The following is a 19,555-nucleotide window of genomic DNA, read 5'->3' on the forward strand; positions in this document are numbered from 1 at the left end:
GTGGCGATCCAATTGCATTGTCTTACCATTATAAGAATGGGAAAGATAAATATGCAACTCACAGCTTGCGACTTTAACAGTTGATCCCATAAAATCCGCAGGCCTGTATTCCGAGAACAGCTAGAATTGGGCACTTGGGGTGCATCCGCGAGAGGGATGCGCCCCATTTCATATGAAGTACTGCATCATCAAAATTACCAATGCCATTACAGGGAAGATTGAGAAAGCATTTAAAGGGTGGTTTAAACACAACGACAAAGTCGCAAAGCCGATTCAATCAGATATTCTCCGCGCCACGATAGCATTCGTTATCGAAAAATGGAGAAAAGATGAAAAAGCTCGTACTCTCGACCCTCTCGCTCGCATTGTTCGGCACGGCCGGTGCCGCGCACGCTCAAAATTCCGTCACGCTCTACGGCCTGCTCGATACGGGCCTGACGTACTCCAGCAATTCCGGCGGTCATAGCAACATCCAGCAGGCCAGTGGCATCCTGAACGGCAACCGCTGGGGCCTGCGTGGCTCGGAAGATCTCGGCAACGGTCTGAAGGCGATCTTCACTCTGGAAAGCGGCTTCAATCTGTCGACTGGCAACATGGGCCAGAACAGCCGCCTGTTCGGCCGTCAGGCATTCGTTGGCCTCGCGAGCAACCAGTACGGCTCGGTTACGCTCGGCCGCCAGTACGACAATCTCGTCGACAACCTGGGCCCGCTGTCGCTGAACGGCACGCAATACGGCGGCACGCTCGCTTCGCACCCGTACGACAACGACAACCTGAACAACTCGTTCCGCGTCAGCAACTCGGTCAAGTATCAGAGCGTCGATTACGCGGGCTTGAAGGTCGGCGCGATGTATGGCTTCTCGAACGAAGCGGACGGCTTCTCGGACAACCGTGCGTATAGCGTCGGCGCGACGTATACGTTCGGTGGCCTGAAGGTTGCGGCGGCTTACCTGCAACTGAACGGCGCAGGCACGAGCAACTCGAGCGGCGCCGTCAGCAGCGACGCGACCTTCACGGCTTCGCGTCAACGCACGTATGGCGCGGGCGTCAGCTACGCGTTCGGCCCGGCTAACGTCGGCTTCGTGTTCACGCAGACGCAGCTCGCGAATGCGACGTCGATCGGCGCAACGGCGTCGGGCACGTCGAGCGGCTTCACGCTGAACGGCACGGGCGCGCACTTCACCAACTTCGAAGTGAACGGCCGTTACGCGCTCACGCCGGCATTGACGCTGTCGGGTGCGTACACGTACACCGATGCAAGCCTGCAAGGCGTCGATCCGAAGTACCACCAGCTCACGCTGCAAACGGATTACGCACTGTCCAAGCGCACCGATGTGTATGCTGAAGCGGCGTATCAGCACGTCGGCAGCACGGGCAATTCGGGCATTACCGCGCATATCGTCGGCGTGAGCGCTTCGTCGACGGATTCGCAAGTGGTTGGCACCGTCGGCATCCGTCACCGCTTCTAAGGAGCAACGTCCAGGCGAGATTCGCTGCGCGCGATGCACGGGACGCCGTGATATTGCGCGCCGGGTTTCGCCGGCCGATCTGCGAACGCGCGTCCCGTGTAGAGTGGGGCGCGCGTTCTTGCATGTTGGGTGGGCAGCCGAACGGATCTGCGATTGCTCAGGGCACGCAGCTATAATCGCGCTCGACCGTCGCAAAGGAAGCCCCGCTCGTGAAAAAAATCCATGTCGTTGCGCTCGCCGCGCTCGTGCTCGCAGGATGCTCGTCTGCCGAAAAGGAGGCGCGCCAGGCCCAGGAGTACTCGCACAACGAAACCAGCCTTGCCGCTGCGCAGCGCAATGCGGCCGTCAATTGCGACGGCGCGCAGTGCGACACCGCGTGGGTGGCGACGAAGCGCTACGTCGAGCAGCATTCCGATACATCCGTCACGCGCGCGGACGCCGTGGCGATCGAAACCGATGTGCCCTACAGTTCGGGCAAGGTGTCGTTCTCGGCGACGCGCGTCGCGAGACCGGGTGGTGCGACGCTCACGCTGTTTGCGCAGTGTCGCGGGATGTATGGTCCGGACAACGCGAAGGGCTCGGACTATGACGACTGCGCAACCAAGATCCTGAAAACGCAGAATGGGTATGTCGCGTTTATCAGGAAGCAGCTGTCGGGGCAGTAAGTCGCGCTGATCCGGCGGCGCGCGCAGGCAGCTGCGGCATGTCGTCGAGCTCGGCAGGGCAGGTAAGCGGACAGCGCACGCGTCGCACTCACAGTTCTTCGCTGTCGCCGAAAAGTTTGTGGCGCATCGCATAGCGCACCAGCGCCGCGGCGTGCGGCATGCGCATCTTCTCCAGGATACGCGCCTTGTAGGTGCTGACGGTCTTCGTGCTCACGCATAGCTGGGCTGCAATCTCACCGATCGTTTCGCCCGCCGTGATGCGCCGGAATACGTCGAGTTCGCGGTCGCTCAAACACTGATGCGGCAGCGTATCGGGTGGCTCATGAAGATTGAGTGCAAACCGCTCGGCCATCGCGAGACTCATGTATACGCCGCCGTGCGCGATCTTGGTCAATGCGCTCACGAGTTCGCCGCTCGCGCTTTCCTTGGTGAGGTAGCCGGATGCGCCGGCCTTGAACGCGCGGACCGCGTACTGGTGCTCGCCGTGCATCGTCAGCACGAGAATGCGCAGCGTGGGTTCGATGTCCTTGATAACGCGGATCACCTCGATGCCATTGCGGTCCGGCATCGACAGGTCGAGTATCAGGATCTGCGCTTGCGTCGAACGCACCAGCTCGATCGTGCCGGCGGCATTGGCCGCTTCGCCGACAACTTCGAAGCTCGAACAGCTGTTCAGGATCTGGCGAAGGGCTTCGCGTATCAGCGCGTGATCGTCGGCGAGGAGGATGCGGATCATGGTGCGCCTCATCGGATTGCAATGCGATCGGAGTGTTGCACTGCCGCCGGGCCTGGCAATGTCATAGCGGGGCGTCGTCGGGCACGGTTGCGAGCGTTGCCTCCCACTCTTCGCGGGACAGTGCCGGGGTCACGGTAAATCGGACGAGATTGCCATATCTGGCGATCTGCACCGCGATATCGCGCGCGTCATCGGCTTCCACGATTCCGACGCCTTCGGGTTCACCAACCGCATACCATGCGTAAAGTACCTTCAACCCGGCGGGACGTTGCGCCGCGACTTCCTTTCTTCGTTGGTCTGATTCGAACAGTGTCACACCCGGATTTCTGACCCAATGCACGATGAATTTCATGGCGTCGCTCCTGGTCGGTGTCCGCGTCATGTGGCGCGGCGCGCGCGTTGTTTCCTTTACTTTAGTACTTCGCGCGGCGCAGATCGACGGGATGCCAGTTCAGACGCTACCTCACCAGGATCTGACCGCCGGACGATGACCACGCACGCCAATGGTGAGTGCCCGGCGGCCGCTTCGAACCGCTCGTCAGTTCCCCTTGCCCAGATCACGCAGACGCTTGCCGGCCATCAGGTCGTTACCCAGCTTCTCGAGCGAGACACCGCGAGTCTCGGGCACATAAAAGAACACCACGATCGCGAAGATCACGTTGAGGACGGCATACAGCACGAAGGTGTTCGCTTCGCCAACCGTGGACAACAAGCTGAGAAACGTGGCCGCGACGGCCATGTTGGCCACCCAGTTGACCAGGGTTGAGACAGCGATGCCGAAGTCCCGTCCCTGCTGGGGTTGAATCTCCGAGCAGAGAATCCACACGAGAGGACCAGCGGACATGGCGAAGCCTGCGATGAAAAGCAGCAGCGCCGCGACGGCCAGAATCTGTGCCGTGAGACCCGCCACACCGGCATGCAACAGAAACCCGAGAGAGCACATTCCGAATGCCATGACCGCGCATCCCGCATAGAGAATCGGCTTGCGGCCCCAACGATCGACGAAGGCGATCGCGCCAAACGTTGCCACGACGTTGACAAGGCCGACGATGACGGTAGCCCACAATTGCTGCTCATGAGTGCCGAAACCGGCCAGTTCGAAAATGCGCGGCGCGTAGTACATCACGACGTTGATGCCGGTGAGCTGCTGGAAGACCTGCAGCACGATGCCGAGCAGCACGGAACGACGAAAGTTCGGGTTCTTCCGCAGCAGGTTCCATCCCCGCTGGGGTCGCGTGTTGTCCTCGGTGACCTGTTCGAGTTCGGCTTGAACGTCAGCCGGATTGCCGTGGAGGCGCTCAAGGACGGCGCGAGCTTCCGCTGCCCGGTTGCGCTGAAGCAGCCAGCGCGGACTGTCGGGGAGGGCGAGAACGCCGGCCAGGAAGAACGCGGCGGGGATCGCGATAACGCCCAGCATCCAGCGCCAGTCGGCCACGTAAGAAAGCCCGATGTTCGACAGGAAGGCCGCCAGAATCCCGACTGTAATCATCAGTTGATAGGTGGAGATCATGGCCCCGCGCACCTGTCGAGGCGCCACCTCCGAAAGGTATAGCGGCGCCGTGAAGGACGCCATGCCGACCGCAAGGCCCAGCAGCAAGCGCGCTCCGATCAGATCGGTCGGGCTGCCCGCGAACCCCGACCATAGCGAGCCCACGATGAACAGTATTGCCGCCAGCGCAAGCGCGTAGCGGCGGCCGAGGCGCCACGACAGCCAGCCCGCACCCAGCGCGCCGATCGCCGCGCCGACCATCATCGAACTGACGATCCATTCCTGCGAACGGTCGTTCAGAACGAAATGCTTCGCGATAAAGGGCAGGGCGCCTGAAATCACGCCGATGTCGAGACCGAACAGCAGGCCGGCGAGCGCTGCCATGAGGCAGACGAAGAGGCCATAGCGTTTGGATCTCGAATGGGTGGGGGCGATGCTGTCAGCGAGAGTGCTCATTTGATGTGTCTCCAGGGTGCTTCTCATACCAGTCACGGTCACGGTCGGGCGCTTTCGCATCAATCGCCCATCTGTGTCCATGATCGAGTATGAGAATTAGCGCTGGATGAGGGCGCTGAATCCTTTCCGTCCTTCGCAATGCTCATTCGAAGCTAATTCACGGGACTTAATCTGCTTCACATCAGCGGTGCATGTGAAGCGGGTTCACCCACCCCATGTCATGTGCGCTGTGTCGGGTGGTGACGCAATACGGCGAACGCCGCCTTTTACACGACAAGGAGCACATCATGTTTGCACGTCTTTCCCACTTCCTCGGAAAAATGGTTCCCGGCCACGACGTTTCTTCGCACAGCGACTATCTCGCGTCGTCGAGCGATCTGGCTGATCTCGAACGCCGCATGCGGCAGGTCGATGAGGAAGACCACGCGTACCGCATGCCGTTTTGCGGAGCGGTATCTCGCGATCAGAATTCGTTTGGTTCGAAGCATTGAGGGCTGGAAATAGCGCATTTCCGTGCTTGCGGGAATCATTCGGTGCGTGCGGTTGCATGCGCTTGGCCAACTGCGACTGCACGTCGACGATGGCAGCTCATTGAGTCGTTGAAGTATCGCGGCTAATGCGGCTGAGAGGCAGGTCGAATCGTCCTCACGGCCGCGCCTCGTTAGCGAAGTTCGACGCGCGCTCCAGCGATGTGGTGTGGCGTTTGAGCGGGCAGCGTAGGGACGTCATCGCGAATCAATCGCTACGCCCAATCCGCTGCGCGTCAAGCGACGGTATTCGCACATGTTTGCTTCACGTTTTCTCGCGGCACGAGAAGGCGCGTCGCGAGCCAGCAGCCGATGCCCATCAACGCAATGACGTACGCCATCGGGCGGGGCGTGCCGTCCGCGAGGAAACCGATCAACGCCGACCCCGCGATACCGGCGCCATACTGTATCGAGCCGATCAGTGCCGAGACGGCGCCTGCGCGCGCGGGGCAAGCGCCAAGCGCACCCGCGATTGCATTGGCGTTGATGAACCCGTTGGTCGAGACGAAAAGGAAGAGCGGTAGCACGAGGCCGATCAGGCCGCCCCATCCCGATCCCGCATCAAACGCGAGGAGAGCACCCGCGAGCCCGGCTACGATTGCGCCAAAACGCATCAGGCGATCGCTGCCGAAACGTGCGACGAGCCGGGCGTTGATCTGGTTGGTGATCATGATGCCGACGATTCCCGCAGCGAACAGCACGCCGTAGTGCTGCGGTGACACGTGATGGTAGGTGATGTAGGCGAACGGCGTACCCGCAACATAAGCAAAGATGCCGCCGTAAAAAAATCCTGCGCTTACGGAGTATCCGAGCACGCTTCGATTGCGCAACAGGCTGGCATAACCGGCAACTGAGTTCCCGAGTGGGCCGCGAATGCGACGCTCGCCGGGCAAGGTCTCAGGGAGGCAGTAAAGCCCTGCGAGCGTCGCGATACCGACGGCGACGAGTACCCAGAAGATCGCCCGCCATGACGCAACGTGGAGAATCAAGCCGCCGACGCTCGGTCCTATCAACGGCACAACGGCCATGACGGTCATCAGGGTCGACATCATTTGAGCGGCGCGTACACCGCTGTACAGATCGCGCACCATTGCGCGGGAAATGACCACGCTGGCGCACGCGCCGACTGCTTGCAGCACGCGCCAGCCGATGAGGGTGTGTGCGTCCCCCGATATCGCGCAGCCAGCGGAGCCGAAGATAAAAAGAACAAGGCCGATCGCGACGGGTAACCGGCGGCCGTGACGATCGCTGACAGGTCCCCACAACAGCTGGCCCAGGCTGAAGCCAATGAGATAACCCGAGATCGTGAGTTGCAGCGTGCCGGGGTCGGAGTGGAGCGCATCGGCCATGGCCGGCAACGCGGGAAGGTACAGGTCCGTCGAGATCGACGCGAAGGCCATCAGCGTACTGAGGATCAGCAGCGTCCGCACGCGATGATGTTGCGCATCATGCTTCGCGGCAGCGGCGGTCGATTGATGGTCTGTTGGCATGATCGGAGGCGGTGGCGATATCCGGCAATAGTATGTGCTACATGAGAAGCGTGACGTGCCAGTCGCGTCCGTAAGTAAGCGGCGCGATGCTCCGGGCGTAATCGAATACCTCGGCAATCGCTGCTGACGGGCTCCGCACCTAGAGCGCCCGGCGACCTTCGACCGGGTAACCCGGATCGGTGTAGCCCGGCGTCGATGCGTGTCCAGGCGGCACCAGGCTATCGACGAACTTTTCGTCGTCGGGTCCGAGCTGCACTTTCAGCGCCTCGATATAGCTGTCCCAATGCGCTTCGGTACGCGGACCCGCAATCGCTGCACTGACGAGCCGATTCTTGAGCACCCACGCCAGCGCGAACGCGATCGACGTCGTGCCGCGCCCGGCGGCGTGCGCCGCTACCTTTTGCGCAATCGCCAGCGACTCCGGCCGCCATTCCGTCTGCTGGATGCGCTTGTCGCCGCGGCCCGCCCGCGTGTCTGAGTGCGGGGGAGCATCCACCGCATACTTGCCGGTCAGCACACCACGGGCGAGTGGGCTATACGAAACGATGCCCACGCCGTAGTGCGCCGCCGCCGGCAACTGTTCAACCTCGGCAGTACGGTCCACCATGTTGTAAAGCGGTTGGCTCGCAACCGGCCGGTCGATGCCGAGCTGATCCGCGAGCCGCACGATCTCGGCGATGCGCCAGCCACGGAAGTTCGACACGCCGAAGTAGCGCACCTTGCCCTGACGGATCAGATCGCCAATCGCACGCACGCCTTCTTCGAGCGGTGCATCGAGCAACGCGCGGTGAAAGTACAGAACGTCGATGTAGTCGGTGCTCAGGCGCTCGAGGCTCGCCTCGACCGACTGCATGATCCACTTGCGCGACTGTCCCTGTTCGTTCGGACCTTGTGTGGTCGGATAACCGAACTTCGTCGCGACTACCCAGCTATCGCGACGCTCGGCGATCGCACGGCCGACGATTTCTTCCGAGCGGCCGGCGTGATAGACGTCAGCCGTATCGATGAAATTGATGCCCTGATCGAACGCCTTGTCGATGATGCGTTTCGAAGTCGCTTCATCGGTTTCGCCGCCGAACATCATCGCGCCCAGGCACAAGGGCGAAACCTTGAGGGCGCTGCGGCCCAGATATCCGTATTCCATGCCGTGCTCCTTTTGATTTAACGGGCGTGTAGCCGCCATCGACGGCGAGCGCGTGACCGATCACGAAACTCGCGCCTGGGCTGCATAACCAGAGCACTGCCGAGGCGATCTCATCGGACCGTCCGAGCCGGCCGATGGGTTGCTCCTTCATGAGTTCTTTCATCGCTTCGGGCTCGCGCTCAAGCATGTCCGCGACCATCGGTGTTTCGATGATGCCGGGGCACACGGCGTTGATGCGGATGCCTCTCGCTGCGTACTCGAGCGCGGCGCTTTTCGTGAGTCCGATGACGCCATGCTTCGACGCGTGATACACGCCACGGCCCGCAATGCCCACGAGCCCGCCGAGCGACGAGCAGTTGACGATCGCGCCGCTTCCCTGTTCGCGCATCTGCAGCAGTTCGTATTTCATGCAGTTCCAGACGCCGCGCAGGTTCACGCCGTTCACGCGTTCGAACTCGTCGCCGCTGGCGTCGGCCGTTTCGGCGACAGGGCTGTTGATGCCTGCGTTGTTGTACGCCGCATCGAGATGTCCGTAGGTAGCGACAGTCAGATCGACCATCGCTTTGACTTGCGTCTCGTCGGCAACGTTGCATTGCACGGCGAGGGCCTGGTGGCCCGAAGCGACAAGCCGGGCTGCTGCTGCTTTAACCGCGCCTTCGTCGATATCCGCGAGTACGACGGAAGCGCCTTCGGCGGCGAACGCCTGTGCTGCGGCAAGTCCCAATCCTGAACCCGCGCCTGTCACCAGCGCGACCTTGCCTTGAAACATTCCGACCATGTCCGTCTCACCTGAATGCTGACCAGGTGAAATGATAGGAATTGACGGTCTATCGATAAAGACCTTAAAACCGCAAGCTCTTATGCCTCTCATTCATGAATCAAGCGACCTTGCTCAGGGGCTGTAGCGGAGCGCGTCGATCACTATGTTCATCGCACGCGAGGACTGGCGGCGGCTTGCGTAATACGCATGGAGGCCGGCGAATGTCGGCGACCAGTCTTCGAGCACCCAGACAAGGCGGCCCGCCGTGATATGCGGCTGAGCGATGTCTGCCGGAATGTAGGCGAGTCCATAACCCGACAAGGCCGCGTCGAGCATTTGATAGGTGCCATTGAAGGCAAGCTGCCCTTCCACGCGCACCTGAACCTCCCGCTTTCCTTTCCTTAGCTCCCATGCGTAGAAGCCGCCATGTGTAGGTAGACGCAGATTGATGCAATTGTGAGCGATCAGGTCTTGCGGTGTCCTGGGGGCCGCGTGCTTTTGCAGGTAAGCGGGCGTGCCGACGACCGCCATGCGCATGTCGGGGCCGACACGGACGGCGATCATGTCCTTCGCGACCTGATCGCCGTTGCGAACGCCGATGTCATAGCGATCCGCGACGATATCGGAGAGACCGTAGTCCGTGATGATTTCGACCTTGATCTCAGGATAGCGGCGAAGCACTTTGGACAGTCTTGGCCAGAGGATGGTCTTGGTCGCGTAGTCGGTTGCAGTGATGCGGATCGTGCCTGTCGGCATGTCGCGAAGTTCGGTGACGGCGGCCAGTTCGGCCTCGATTTCCTCGAAACGAGGCGCGACGGTCTCGAGCAGCCGCTCGCCGGCCTCGGTCGGGGCGACGCTGCGCGTCGTTCGGGTCAGGAGCCGAAGACCGAGTCGCGTTTCGAGCGCCCGGATCGTGTGGCTCAACGCTGATTGCGATACGCCCAGTTGCGCGGCGGCGCGCGTGAAGCTGCGCTCGCGTGCGACGGCGATGAACGCAAGCAGGTCGTTGAAATTTTCGCGTGGCATTGATGAGCCCGTTTCATAGGTGTATGCCGATTTTATCGTCTAGTCAGAGGAGGTATGCCTGGATATCTTTGTAAGGTTCGTGTTGGCTCGAACGTCGACCGGCGACCGGCGTTGAATCCGGTGTGAGCGCAGGGAGCACAGTCGAATCTCTTGAAAAGCCCGCTGCCACGCGGGCTTATTGTCTAACGCTATGCGAGGTTCAATAACGTGCTGAATCTGTGCGCCTACGACGGGCTCAATTCGACGCGCTTGATATCCCTGACAATCACGAGATAACTGAAGATGGTTATCAGCGCGTTGACACCCACAAACGCGAGGGCGCCGTTGAACGATCCCGACTGGGCAACCAGATAGCCAATCACAATAGGCGTGACGATCCCCGCCATGTTGCCGAACATGTTGAAGATGGAGCCCGAAAGACCGATGGCCTCCTTCGGCGACGTATCTGCAACGACTGCCCATCCCAATGCGCCCAGGCCTTTGCCAAAGAACGCCAGCGACATCAACGCGACCACCAGCCAATCCGTGTCGACGTAGTTGCATCCAATGATGCAGACCGACAGCAGCATGCCGCCGACAATCGGAACCTTCCGGGCGACGGTCAGTGAATGACCGTTGCGAATCATCGTGTCTGACAGAACGCCACCGAGCACACCGCCGAGAAAGCCACAGATTGCAGGCAGCGACGCGACGAGGCCCGCTTGCAGAATGGTCATGCCGCGCGCCTGCACGAGGTAGATCGGGAACCAGGTGAGGAAGAAGTAGGTGAGCACGTTGATGCAGAACTGCGCGAGATAGACGCCGAGCAACATCCGGTTGGTCAGCAATTGCCGCATGACAGACCAGCGTGCATGGCCACCACGTGAATCTGCCGCTGTCTGGTGCCCGTGAATCAGACCGCCTCCCTGCTCGATATGTTCGAGTTCGGACTTGTTGACGCCAGGATGATTGGCGGGGTTCTTCATCACCTTCAGCCAGGTCAGCGCCAGCAGGAATCCCGCGACACCCATCACGATATACACGTGATGCCAGCCAAATGCATGGGTGAGCCACGCCATCAATGGGGTGAAGATGACGGCCGCAAAATATTGCGCGGAGTTAAAAATCGCCGATGCCGTGCCACGTTCCTTCGTCGGAAACCAGCTGGCAACAACCTTCGCATTGGCAGGAAAGGCAGGTGCTTCGGCCGCGCCCATCACGAAGCGTAAGACGAACAGTGCCGTAACGGCCGCCGCGCCACTGCCGAGGACGCCGATCGTACTCTGCAGCAATGTGAAGAGCGACCACAGGAAGATACTCGCCGCATACACGCGACGCGCGCCGAAGCGATCGAGCAACCATCCGGCCGGCACTTGCGAGAGCACATAGGCCCAACTGAACGCCGAAAAGATGTAGCCCATCCGGATGGCGTCGAAGCCGAACTCGGCGCGCATCGCCGAGCCGGTGACTGACAGCGTCGCCCGGTCTGCGTAATTGAAGGTGGTGATCGCAAAGATCAGCAGCAGGATTACGTAGCGAACGCGCGTGGGTGCCGCGACGTCCGCCGGGTTCGCAGTACGGCTTATCGCCATGATGTCTCCTCTTGATTGCAGTGCGCGAGGCGCCCTGGCTGCCGGCTCATGCGGTAACCGTCGAGTGTTGCCCCGCGTGTCTCCTCCGCGAGCGCTTATTGCGCGCCGAGCTTGCGGATCAATGCGTCGAGCTGCGCGTGCTCTTCTTCAGTCAGGTCCGTAAGCGGCGCGCGCACGGGACCCGCATCGCGGCCAACGAGTTTGGCCCCCGCCTTCACGATGCTCACCGCGTAACCCGCACGACGGTTGCGGATGGCCAGATACGGCAGGAAGAATTCGTCGAGTAGCCGGTCAGTGGTGGCGTGATCGTTAGCGGCGATCGCGCGATAGAACTGCATGGCCGTTTTCGGAATGAAGTTGAAAACAGCCGACGAGTACACGGGCACGCCCAAGGCCTTGTAGGCTGCCGCGTAGACTTCCGCCGTCGGCAGGCCGCCGAGATAGGAGAAGCGGTCACCGAGGCGGCGTCGGATCGAAACCATGCTTTCGATGTCGCCCACGCCATCCTTGAAGCCGATCAGGTTCGGGCACTTGTCCGCGAGTTGCTCCAGCGTATCGGCGTTCAGCCTGGAATTGGCGCGGTTATAAATGATCACGCCCATGTCCGGAACCGACTTGCACACCTGTTCAGCGTGCTGGGCAATGCCTTCCTGAGACGCTTCAGTGAGGTAGTGCGGCATCAGCAGGATGCCGTTCGCACCTTTGCGCTGTGCCTCCTGCGCGAAGGCAATGGCGGTGCGGGTGGGTCCGCCAGCGCCGGCGAGAATCGGCACCTTGCCTTTGCAGACTTCCGTCGCCGTATGCACGACGTTCGAGTACTCGCTATGCGTGAGCGAGAAGAATTCGCCCGTGCCGCCCGCGACGAACAATGCCGATGCGCCGTAGGGCGCCAGCCATTCGAGGCGCTGCGCGTAGGTGTCGGCGCGGAACTCGCCGTTCGCGTCGAAGTCGGTGACGGGGAAGGAAAGCAGGCCTTCGGAAACAATCTGCTTGAGCTCTCGGGGTGTCGTCATGATCTTGTCTGTCAGAGTATGTTGTTAGACATGTTTGTCTGGATCGGCGGAGTGATCGTACAACTGTGAGCCGGTTGAATCAAACAAAATCAACGGTTTCAGGATATTTTGAGGGTTTACACGTAGCCACATATTTGACTTTTGTTGTACGATGACACCTAAAGTTGTTTGACGAAATATTGACGTCAAGCCGTTCGAGTTGAAGGCAATGAAACAGTCTCCGCTTTACATTCGCGTGCACCCCGATGACAACGTCGCGATCGTTGTCAATGACGGCGGTCTGGACAGTGGCGCCGTTTTTCCCGGCGGCCTGACTTTGTGCGAGCGTGTTCCGCAGGGACACAAGGTCGCGCTTCAGGATCTGGCTGAAGGCGACGCCGTCGTGCGCTACAACGTGGTCATCGGGTATGCGCTCAAGGCGATCCCGAAGGGCAGTTGGGTGAACGAGCACGTCATCCGGATGCCGACACCGCCCGCTCTGGACGATCTGCCCATTGCGACGATCAAGGCCCCCGACATGCAACCGCTAGAGGGCTACACGTTCGAGGGCTATCGCAATGCTGATGGTTCGGTCGGTACGCGCAACATCCTCGCGATCACGACGACGGTGCAATGCGTCGCGGATGTGGTCCAGCACGCGGTGACCCGCATCAAGGCCGAGTTGTTGCCGAACTACCCGAACGTGGACGATGTCGTGAGTCTCGGGCACACGTACGGATGTGGCGTCGCGATCGATGCACCCGACGCGATGGTGCCCATCCGCACAGTGCGCAACATCAGCCTGAATCCGAACTTCGGCGGTGAAGTCATGATGGTGAGCCTCGGTTGCGAGAAGCTGCAGCCCGAGCGCCTCATGCCGCCCGGCACGATTCCGATTTCGACCGTGACGGAAGAGGTCGCGGATATCGGTGATCTTTCGACAGAGTCGGGCAACGGCGACGTGGTCACCTTGCAGGACGAATCGCACATCGGCTTCCAGTCGATGATCGATTCGATCATGAAGATGGCCGAAGGGCACCTGAAGCGGCTCGACAATCGACGTCGGGAGACCTGTCCGGCATCCGATCTCGTGCTCGGCGTCCAGTGCGGCGGCAGCGACGCGTTTTCGGGACTCACAGCCAACCCTGCCGTTGGTTTCGCAACGGACCTGCTGGTTCGCGCGGGCGCTACCGTGATGTTCTCTGAAGTGACGGAAGTACGCGATGGCGTCGGGCAACTCACGGCTCGCGCGGCCAATGCCGATGTCGCGGCAGCCATCATCCGAGAAATGCAGTGGTACGACAGTTACCTCAAGCGCGGCGGCGCGGATCGCAGCGCGAACACGACGCCCGGCAACAAAAAAGGCGGCTTGTCGAATATCGTTGAAAAGGCCATGGGCTCGATCATCAAGTCGGGTAATTCGGCGATTTCCGGCGTGCTCTCGCCCGGCGAGAAAGCCACGCAAAAAGGCTTGATCTACGCGGCAACGCCTGCGAGCGATTTCATTTGCGGCACGCTGCAGGTCGCTGCCGGCATCAATCTGCACGTCTTCACCACGGGCCGCGGCACGCCGTATAGCCTCGCGGAAGTGCCGGTGATCAAGGTGGCCACGCGCTCGGACCTCGCACGCCGCTGGTTCGACCTGATGGACATTAACGCTGGCACGATCGCAACCGGCGATACAACGATCGAAGACGTGGGCTGGGAACTGTTCCACCTGATGCTCGAGGTTGCAAGCGGACGGAAAAAGACCTGCGCCGAAGCGCTCAAACTGCACAACGCACTGGTTCTTTTCAATCCCGCGCCGGTTACCTGATCGCAGACGCGACGCTAACGAGATGGATGCGCCGGCAACGTATCGGCGGTCCGCTCGAAGCACTACACGGATGGCCCCAAAAACTAAGCGTGTGCGTCATTGCGATCGATCGATAAACAGGAGGGCGCATGACGTCCCGTTATCGTAGTTGCCGTATTGCTCTTTTTCGCTGGCATGCTGAACTGTGCTGGCGAGCGCGCTAGCGGCGCTTGGCGCACTCGTGCTCTGGATCTCCGTGCGCGAGCGCAGCGTGTCACGGCTGAAAGACGCTACCGTCTGAATGTTTCGCAAGGGTCGTCGACCTCAAGCCTTCGTGATGAACACCGTTAATACGGATTTACCGATAACCACGATTCAAGGCGATATGCGTCACATTAAGGAGAATTCCACGAATCGTTGCCAGCGCCTGCTGCCCGTCCACGGTTGGGGTTGCCCGATTTATCGCCCAAAAATCAGGTGGCCGCACGCCGATCTGCCGGCACACTGATGACAGAAATGGCTTGCCGCCAGTGCGGCGCCATCGCCCCACGTCTTGCCCACTTTGGCATCTACCATAACCTGGTGTAAGCCAAACTACCCAAAACCTCAATCAGCACGCCAGATCGGCCCCTGAGAGACGCTTTCGGGAGGGTTATTCAAGGTGGATTTCTAGCGTTTCCGCAATCCTCGCGACGATACCTAGCCGACGCCACTGCAAATACTTTATGTAACACGTTTGAGCAGGAGGCATCCCTGCAGGAAGGTGATGCCAGCGTTCGTTCTGGGTAAGAACCCACAAAATCGCGTTCAGGACATCACGGGGATTCCGGGGGTATCGACCATATCGGCGAGCGTTATTTATCGGAAACAAATGAACCAAACGGTTCCAGTCTTCATCCGATAGCGGTTCAAAAGCGATGTCGGTTCTCGTTGATCTTAACCGGATTCGCCAGCGGGGCAGAGTCACGCAAAGGAGATGGGTTTTCCTTCGTCTGCGCATGCCCCGCGTCCAGCTGCAATGTTTCAGAACGGTCGCTCACGGCAACTATTGGCAAAGACATCGCCAGAAAAAATTCCCCAAGAATTGCTTTCGTAATCGGGACCAGATTGAGCTGCATCGCGGTTGTGCTTACTCTGGTAGAAAATGCTCAGGGCATTGCGCCGACTTGTGTGATCACCTTGTTGCGCAGCACTCCTATACCTTCGATCTCGACCTCTATGGTATCGCCAGGCTTGATCGGTCCGACTCCCGCCGGCGTACCCGTCATGATGTGATCGCCCGGAAGCAGCGTCATATACTTGCTAAGGTAGGCAATCAGCGCGGGCACGCCATACACGAGGTCGGCCGTGTTCCCGTTCTGGCGCACTTCGCCGTTGACGCGCGTGATCAGATGCAGGTTCGACGGATCAAGTTCCGTCTCGACCACGGGTCCAATGGGCGCGAACGTGTCGTAGCCTTTGCCGACGAGGAGGCAGCCGAACTCGCTCTCACGGCGCTGCAATATCCGGTCGCTTACGTCGTTCCCGCACGTGTAGCCGAATACATAATCGAGCGCATCGCTTTCGGAAACATTGCGTGCTTCCTTGCCGATGATCACCGTGAGTTCCCCTTCGAAATGAATGTTCTCTCCGTCGGACGGATACACGATGCTTTCTTCGTGGCCTATCACCGTGGTGCTGGGTTTCATGAACAGCACGGGGAGCGTTGGCGTTTTCTTGCCAACCTCTTGTGAGTGCGCGCGGTAGTTGTATCCAAGACCGAAGACTCGAGGCCGGTAAAACGGACTCAACACGCGAACTGAGTCAAGGCTGTCGATGTAGCCAGCAACCTGAAGTCCTTCAAGTGGCGATCTCTTGAGCCTTTCGATATCGCCACCACTCCGGAGGATGCCGTAGTGCCAATTTTCGTCAATCGAATATCGGATGATCTTCATGGAATCTACGAGATGAAAAGCGATGATTTGCTAACGTTAGCACTGCGCAACTGATGCGTCAATCACAATACTCACCGCGCGCCTGAGTTTGACGAGCCGCCCGAGTTGCTGCCGTAGTCTGTCTGTAGCCCGCGACGCCTCGCGTTCTCATCCTGTTGCGCTGCGAGCCTCGCTTCGGCCGCCTTGAGCGTGCCCGGATAGTCCAGGTCACTCCCTTCGATGGAATAGCCCGCTTTCTCCAGTTGTGCCAGTTCCGATTCCACCTGTGCACGTGTTACGGGCGTAGTCTGTTGTGCATTCGAGACGACGGGAAGCGTTATGGCGGCGACGATAAACACGGTTTTGACAAGCATCTTCATGGAGAGACCCTCGACTTGACATTGATTAGTTCAACTGGATTGATTGTTGCACTGCAACCATCGAGTCGATTATATGTCGCCGAGATGCTCTAGGGAATACGCTAATTGACAAATAAATCGTGAATTAAAATATGATTTGACATGCTAATCAAATAGAGCGAGAGCAACTGCGATTGGCGATCAACGCGTCGTTGGGCGTGGCTCATCACGGCCAGCGAAAGAGCTGGCCGTGAGGCAATCCTGCATGGACCGGAAAGCATCTGCGATGCAGTTGCCTTCCCGGTCGCACAGCAATGCTAGTCAGGGAAGCACGACATAGTTGCTAAATCCTCCGTCGCGGTCCTTCAACCCGGAGATGGCTTCGTTGACACGTTCAAGCGGGAACTTGCGATGTTCGAGATACGACAGGTCGATGGCCCCGGTACTTACCATGTCGGCCATTTCCTGCCCCTGCGCAGTCGTGAACCAGTTTGAACCGATGATCTGCACCTGTTCATCCATGAGCCACTTCACGTCGATCGGCAGGTCTTCAGCCACGCCTCCCACGTTGACTACCTTGCCACCGCGTCGAACGCCCTTCATTGAATCCAGCATCGTCGCGGCAGGTGCCTTTGCACCGAGAGCGCTGATCACAAAGTCGGCGCCTTCACCGCCCGTCAGCGACTTCGCCCACTCGCCCGTCGAGCCCTCGCCGAGTTGCATCACTTCGATGCGGTCTGGTGCAAGCGCCTTGACGCGTTTGAGCAGCGCCTCGTCGCGCCCCGTGCCGAGAATGCGCGACAGGCCCATGGCGAGCCCGAGCACCGTTGCAGCCACGCCGAGCGTCCCAGTGATTCCGTCAATCAGGGCAACCTGGCCCGGACCGGCAGCGGCGTTTTTCAGTGCGCCGTAAGACGTGCCCATGTACCCGAATCGGCCGGCCTGTTCAAAGGTCATGTTATCGGGGAGATTGACGATAGCGTACTCGGGGGCTGTCATGTACTCACTGAAGCCGCCATACGGGTAAAGATCAAAGATGCGTTGGCCGTCGCGACTCGTACTGAAGTAACCGTTCAGCGTGTAGTAGCGGCATTCACTGCGTCGGCCGGCGCGACATGCCTTGCACGACCCGCACGAACGCAATGGGCTCACATAGACGCGGTCACCCGGCTTGACGTTGAGGACTGCTTCGCCGACTTCTTCTACGACCCCTGCGGGATCAAGGCCGAAGATGGCGGGAAATTTCGGCAGCGGCTGATGCGGAAACCAGGTCGGCCAGTTGTTGATCACGTTCGCCATATTCGGCACGATGCCGCACGCCTTGACCCGTACAAGAACATCAGTCGGTCTCGGCTTCGGCACCGGGATCGTATCGAGCGTCATCGGGGTGTGGAGAGCATGCAGCCGTGCTGCAACCATCGTTCGTTCCATACATTCCTCTTTCTGGGTGATAACTTCCGCGTTACCCGCCATGTACCGACGGAAGTACTACGCATTGCATTTGCCAGCGGCCAGGTGGTATCCGCCCAGCCTGTTTGTCGAAGTCAATCCGGATCGCTGTCCCCGATCTGGACTGATGATCCATCAGCGATAGCTCTCCTCGAGTTCGATCCCGAGCGCGCCCATGATGCGCACGCCGGAGTTGTACCAGGCAATGTTCAGTGCCAGCTCGACCCGTTGCTGATCGTTCAGGAACGGCACGACCCTGTTCCAGGTTTTGTCGCTCACCGCGACCTTGAGCGTCGACTCCCTGGCGACCGCCATGACTGCACGTTCCTCTTCGTTGAAGAGGGCCGACGTTTCGAAGTCCGGGATGGCCTTCAGTTGCTCGGGGCTGATGCCGGCCTTCAGGCCGTGCGACTGATGATGGGCAATTTCGTATTCGGAGCCGGTGCAATGTCCCACCGTCAGGATCGCGAGTTCACGCAACTTCGGGCTGATCGACGACGCCCGGATCGCGTTCGCATACGACAGGAACTGGTCGAGAATGTCCGGCGCATGCGCGAGCGCCCGGAAGATGTTCGCAGTGGGTACCTTGCGTTCGCGTTCGAGCCGGTCGAAAAGGGCGTCGTTGACGCCTTCGACGTCGGAGCGCTGAAGATATTTGACGCGTGCCATATTCTTTATTCCTTCCGTTATCAGCTCTCTGCAAGCCGGTTTTGAATGTAGGTCTCGAGCGTAGTGGGGCGCGGTTTGTTGGCTGTCTCGAGCAGTTCTGAGCCTTCGAACCGCGAGGCCTCGAAGTACCAGCGGTGTTCTGCCGGCAGACCCCAGCGCACGCTCGTACTGAGCGAAGCGGCATCCCAGCGGACTGGTTCAATCTCGATGTCGATGGTCTGGTAATGGCCGTCACACAGTTCGATGCGATGGCCATCCGGGTCGCGCAGATAAACAAACAACATGCCGCCGGGGCCGTGGCGGCCCGGCCCGCGTTCTACTTCGTGCGAATAGCCATAAATGCCTGCGAGGTCACACGCGGTGAAGATGTTGTGCGATTCGGGCACGATGTACGCGAAGTGATGCATGCATGGTCCGTCGTTTTCGACGATAGCCAGATCGAGGCATGTCCCTTTGCGATACATGAACGCGCCGAGCAGCCGGTCTCCGTGTGCGAGATATTCGGAGTTGCGAAAGCCGAGTCTGCTGTAAAACACACAGGACTGGTAGGTGTCCGGCGAGAAGATCTGGAAGTGATCGATCCGCTGTGCGTGCGCGCCCTTGAACAGGTTGCGTTCGAGATAGAGGCGAGGGCTCGTCTCCATTTGCGCGCACAATTCTATCTTCGTGCCGAATGGGTCGGACACGTGCAGCGTTCTTCCCTGATGCGCGACTTCGACCCATTCGGCGGGAAGGCCTTCTTCCGTGAAGAACTGGTGGGCGAGGTCGAGGTCTTCTTCGAGGAAAACGCGAAAACCAATGCGCTTGCAGACGGGGGCGCCCTTGTCGGCCTGCACCAGAACCAGGCTGTGGTGGCACGCTTCGGACAGGCCACGCAGATAGCACGTGTCGGCTGTTTCTTCCGTCACGACCAGGCCGACGATGTCGACATAGAACGCCCGGCTTTTCGCCAGGTCGGAAACGTTCAGTACGATGTGGCTGGCGCGCGTGATATTGAAGGGCGGCCGATGGTTGACGGCGGGCAGCATGATTACCTCTCGATTGT

At 59.9% G+C, this 19,555-nt stretch carries 20 protein-coding genes; 4 read left to right on the plus strand and 16 right to left on the minus strand.

Translation table 11 applies throughout. The annotated features are described in order from the left end of the window. Positions 1 to 329: 329 nt before the first annotated feature. Both C2L64_RS07685 and C2L64_RS07690 read left to right on the plus strand, forming a co-directional pair. Positions 330 to 1,469: a porin gene (locus C2L64_RS07685; protein ID WP_007583720.1), complete on the plus strand. Its 1,140-nt coding sequence runs from the start codon at positions 330 to 332 to the stop codon at positions 1,467 to 1,469. 209 nt (positions 1,470 to 1,678) lie between these two features. Then, positions 1,679 to 2,134 carry a lipoprotein gene (locus C2L64_RS07690; RefSeq protein ID WP_090837843.1) on the plus strand — a complete coding sequence of 152 codons (456 nt, stop codon included), beginning with the start codon at positions 1,679 to 1,681 and terminating at the stop codon, positions 2,132 to 2,134. Positions 2,135 to 2,222: 88 nt separating this feature from the next. On the opposite strand, the gene C2L64_RS07695 is transcribed toward C2L64_RS07690, so the two are convergent. The 3 genes from C2L64_RS07695 to C2L64_RS07705 all read right to left on the minus strand — a co-directional run bounded on the left by C2L64_RS07695 (position 2,223) and on the right by C2L64_RS07705 (position 4,815). After that, on the minus strand, positions 2,223 to 2,870 hold the full coding sequence (locus C2L64_RS07695; protein WP_086909834.1) for a response regulator: 648 nt from the start codon (positions 2,868 to 2,870) through the stop codon (positions 2,223 to 2,225). Between the two features lie 61 nt (positions 2,871 to 2,931). Beyond that, on the minus strand, positions 2,932 to 3,222 hold the full coding sequence (locus tag C2L64_RS07700) for a DUF3303 domain-containing protein (RefSeq protein ID WP_086915738.1): 291 nt from the start codon (positions 3,220 to 3,222) through the stop codon (positions 2,932 to 2,934). 186 nt (positions 3,223 to 3,408) lie between these two features. Further along, positions 3,409 to 4,815, minus strand: a complete 1,407-nt coding sequence (locus C2L64_RS07705; protein ID WP_090837841.1) for a sugar porter family MFS transporter — start codon at positions 4,813 to 4,815, stop codon at positions 3,409 to 3,411. A 287-nt stretch (positions 4,816 to 5,102) separates the two neighbouring features. On the opposite strand from C2L64_RS07705, the gene C2L64_RS07710 reads away from it, so the two are divergent. Next, on the plus strand, positions 5,103 to 5,306 hold the full coding sequence (locus tag C2L64_RS07710) for a DUF3563 family protein (RefSeq protein ID WP_007742663.1): 204 nt from the start codon (positions 5,103 to 5,105) through the stop codon (positions 5,304 to 5,306). Positions 5,307 to 5,578: 272 nt separating this feature from the next. Here the strand turns inward: C2L64_RS07710 and C2L64_RS07715 are convergent, their stop codons facing one another. The 6 genes from C2L64_RS07715 to kdgD form a co-directional block, all read right to left on the minus strand. After that, the gene (locus C2L64_RS07715) at positions 5,579 to 6,832 is read right to left on the minus strand and encodes a multidrug effflux MFS transporter (RefSeq protein ID WP_090837839.1); all 1,254 of its coding nucleotides are present in this window, start codon (positions 6,830 to 6,832) and stop codon (positions 5,579 to 5,581) included. A 139-nt stretch (positions 6,833 to 6,971) separates the two neighbouring features. Further along, positions 6,972 to 7,976 carry an aldo/keto reductase gene (locus tag C2L64_RS07720; RefSeq protein ID WP_090837837.1) on the minus strand — a complete coding sequence of 335 codons (1,005 nt, stop codon included), beginning with the start codon at positions 7,974 to 7,976 and terminating at the stop codon, positions 6,972 to 6,974. Then, positions 7,891 to 8,754, minus strand: coding sequence for a glucose 1-dehydrogenase (locus tag C2L64_RS07725; protein ID WP_244144668.1), 864 nt, complete (start codon positions 8,752 to 8,754; stop codon positions 7,891 to 7,893). Before C2L64_RS07725 ends, C2L64_RS07720 begins: the two co-directional genes overlap by 86 nt. A 114-nt stretch (positions 8,755 to 8,868) precedes the next feature. Then, a complete protein-coding gene (locus C2L64_RS07730) occupies positions 8,869 to 9,762 on the minus strand; it encodes a LysR family transcriptional regulator (RefSeq protein ID WP_079499661.1) in 894 nt (297 codons plus the stop codon). Positions 9,763 to 9,986: 224 nt separating this feature from the next. Then, a complete protein-coding gene (locus tag C2L64_RS07735) occupies positions 9,987 to 11,333 on the minus strand; it encodes an MFS transporter (RefSeq protein ID WP_103153681.1) in 1,347 nt (448 codons plus the stop codon). A gap of 95 nt (positions 11,334 to 11,428) precedes the next feature. Further along, a complete protein-coding gene (gene kdgD / locus C2L64_RS07740) occupies positions 11,429 to 12,346 on the minus strand; it encodes a 5-dehydro-4-deoxyglucarate dehydratase (RefSeq protein WP_103153682.1) in 918 nt (305 codons plus the stop codon). 208 nt (positions 12,347 to 12,554) lie between these two features. Here kdgD and garD point away from each other — a divergent pair, with 208 nt between their 5' ends. After that, entirely contained in the window at positions 12,555 to 14,141 is a 1,587-nt protein-coding gene (gene garD, locus C2L64_RS07745; protein ID WP_090838747.1) for a galactarate dehydratase, read from the plus strand. A 631-nt stretch (positions 14,142 to 14,772) separates the two neighbouring features. On the opposite strand, the gene C2L64_RS56215 is transcribed toward garD, so the two are convergent. From C2L64_RS56215 to C2L64_RS07780, 7 genes are all read right to left on the minus strand, one after another. Continuing rightward, complete coding sequence (locus tag C2L64_RS56215; RefSeq protein ID WP_407671755.1) at positions 14,773 to 15,120, minus strand: transposase; 348 nt, start codon at positions 15,118 to 15,120, stop codon at positions 14,773 to 14,775. Then, a complete protein-coding gene (locus C2L64_RS54065; protein ID WP_167449572.1) occupies positions 15,029 to 15,238 on the minus strand; it encodes a hypothetical protein in 210 nt (69 codons plus the stop codon). The genes C2L64_RS56215 and C2L64_RS54065 overlap by 92 nt, the downstream gene beginning before the upstream one ends. A gap of 30 nt (positions 15,239 to 15,268) precedes the next feature. Continuing rightward, positions 15,269 to 16,054 carry a fumarylacetoacetate hydrolase family protein gene (locus C2L64_RS07760; protein WP_090838745.1) on the minus strand — a complete coding sequence of 262 codons (786 nt, stop codon included), beginning with the start codon at positions 16,052 to 16,054 and terminating at the stop codon, positions 15,269 to 15,271. 71 nt (positions 16,055 to 16,125) lie between these two features. Beyond that, positions 16,126 to 16,413, minus strand: coding sequence for a DUF4148 domain-containing protein (locus C2L64_RS07765; RefSeq protein WP_007577916.1), 288 nt, complete (start codon positions 16,411 to 16,413; stop codon positions 16,126 to 16,128). Between the two features lie 300 nt (positions 16,414 to 16,713). Further along, the gene (locus C2L64_RS07770) at positions 16,714 to 17,823 is read right to left on the minus strand and encodes an alcohol dehydrogenase catalytic domain-containing protein (RefSeq protein ID WP_007577917.1); all 1,110 of its coding nucleotides are present in this window, start codon (positions 17,821 to 17,823) and stop codon (positions 16,714 to 16,716) included. Between the two features lie 153 nt (positions 17,824 to 17,976). Next, positions 17,977 to 18,510 (minus strand): carboxymuconolactone decarboxylase family protein, encoded by a 534-nt coding sequence (locus C2L64_RS07775; protein ID WP_007742677.1) that lies wholly within the window; start codon positions 18,508 to 18,510, stop codon positions 17,977 to 17,979. A gap of 20 nt (positions 18,511 to 18,530) precedes the next feature. Beyond that, positions 18,531 to 19,538: a VOC family protein gene (locus tag C2L64_RS07780; protein ID WP_086909842.1), complete on the minus strand. Its 1,008-nt coding sequence runs from the start codon at positions 19,536 to 19,538 to the stop codon at positions 18,531 to 18,533. Between the last annotated feature and the right edge of the window lie 17 nt (positions 19,539 to 19,555).

Origin of the sequence: Paraburkholderia hospita, from assembly GCF_002902965.1 — a bacterium.
Classification (GTDB): Bacteria; Pseudomonadota; Gammaproteobacteria; order Burkholderiales; family Burkholderiaceae; genus Paraburkholderia; species Paraburkholderia hospita.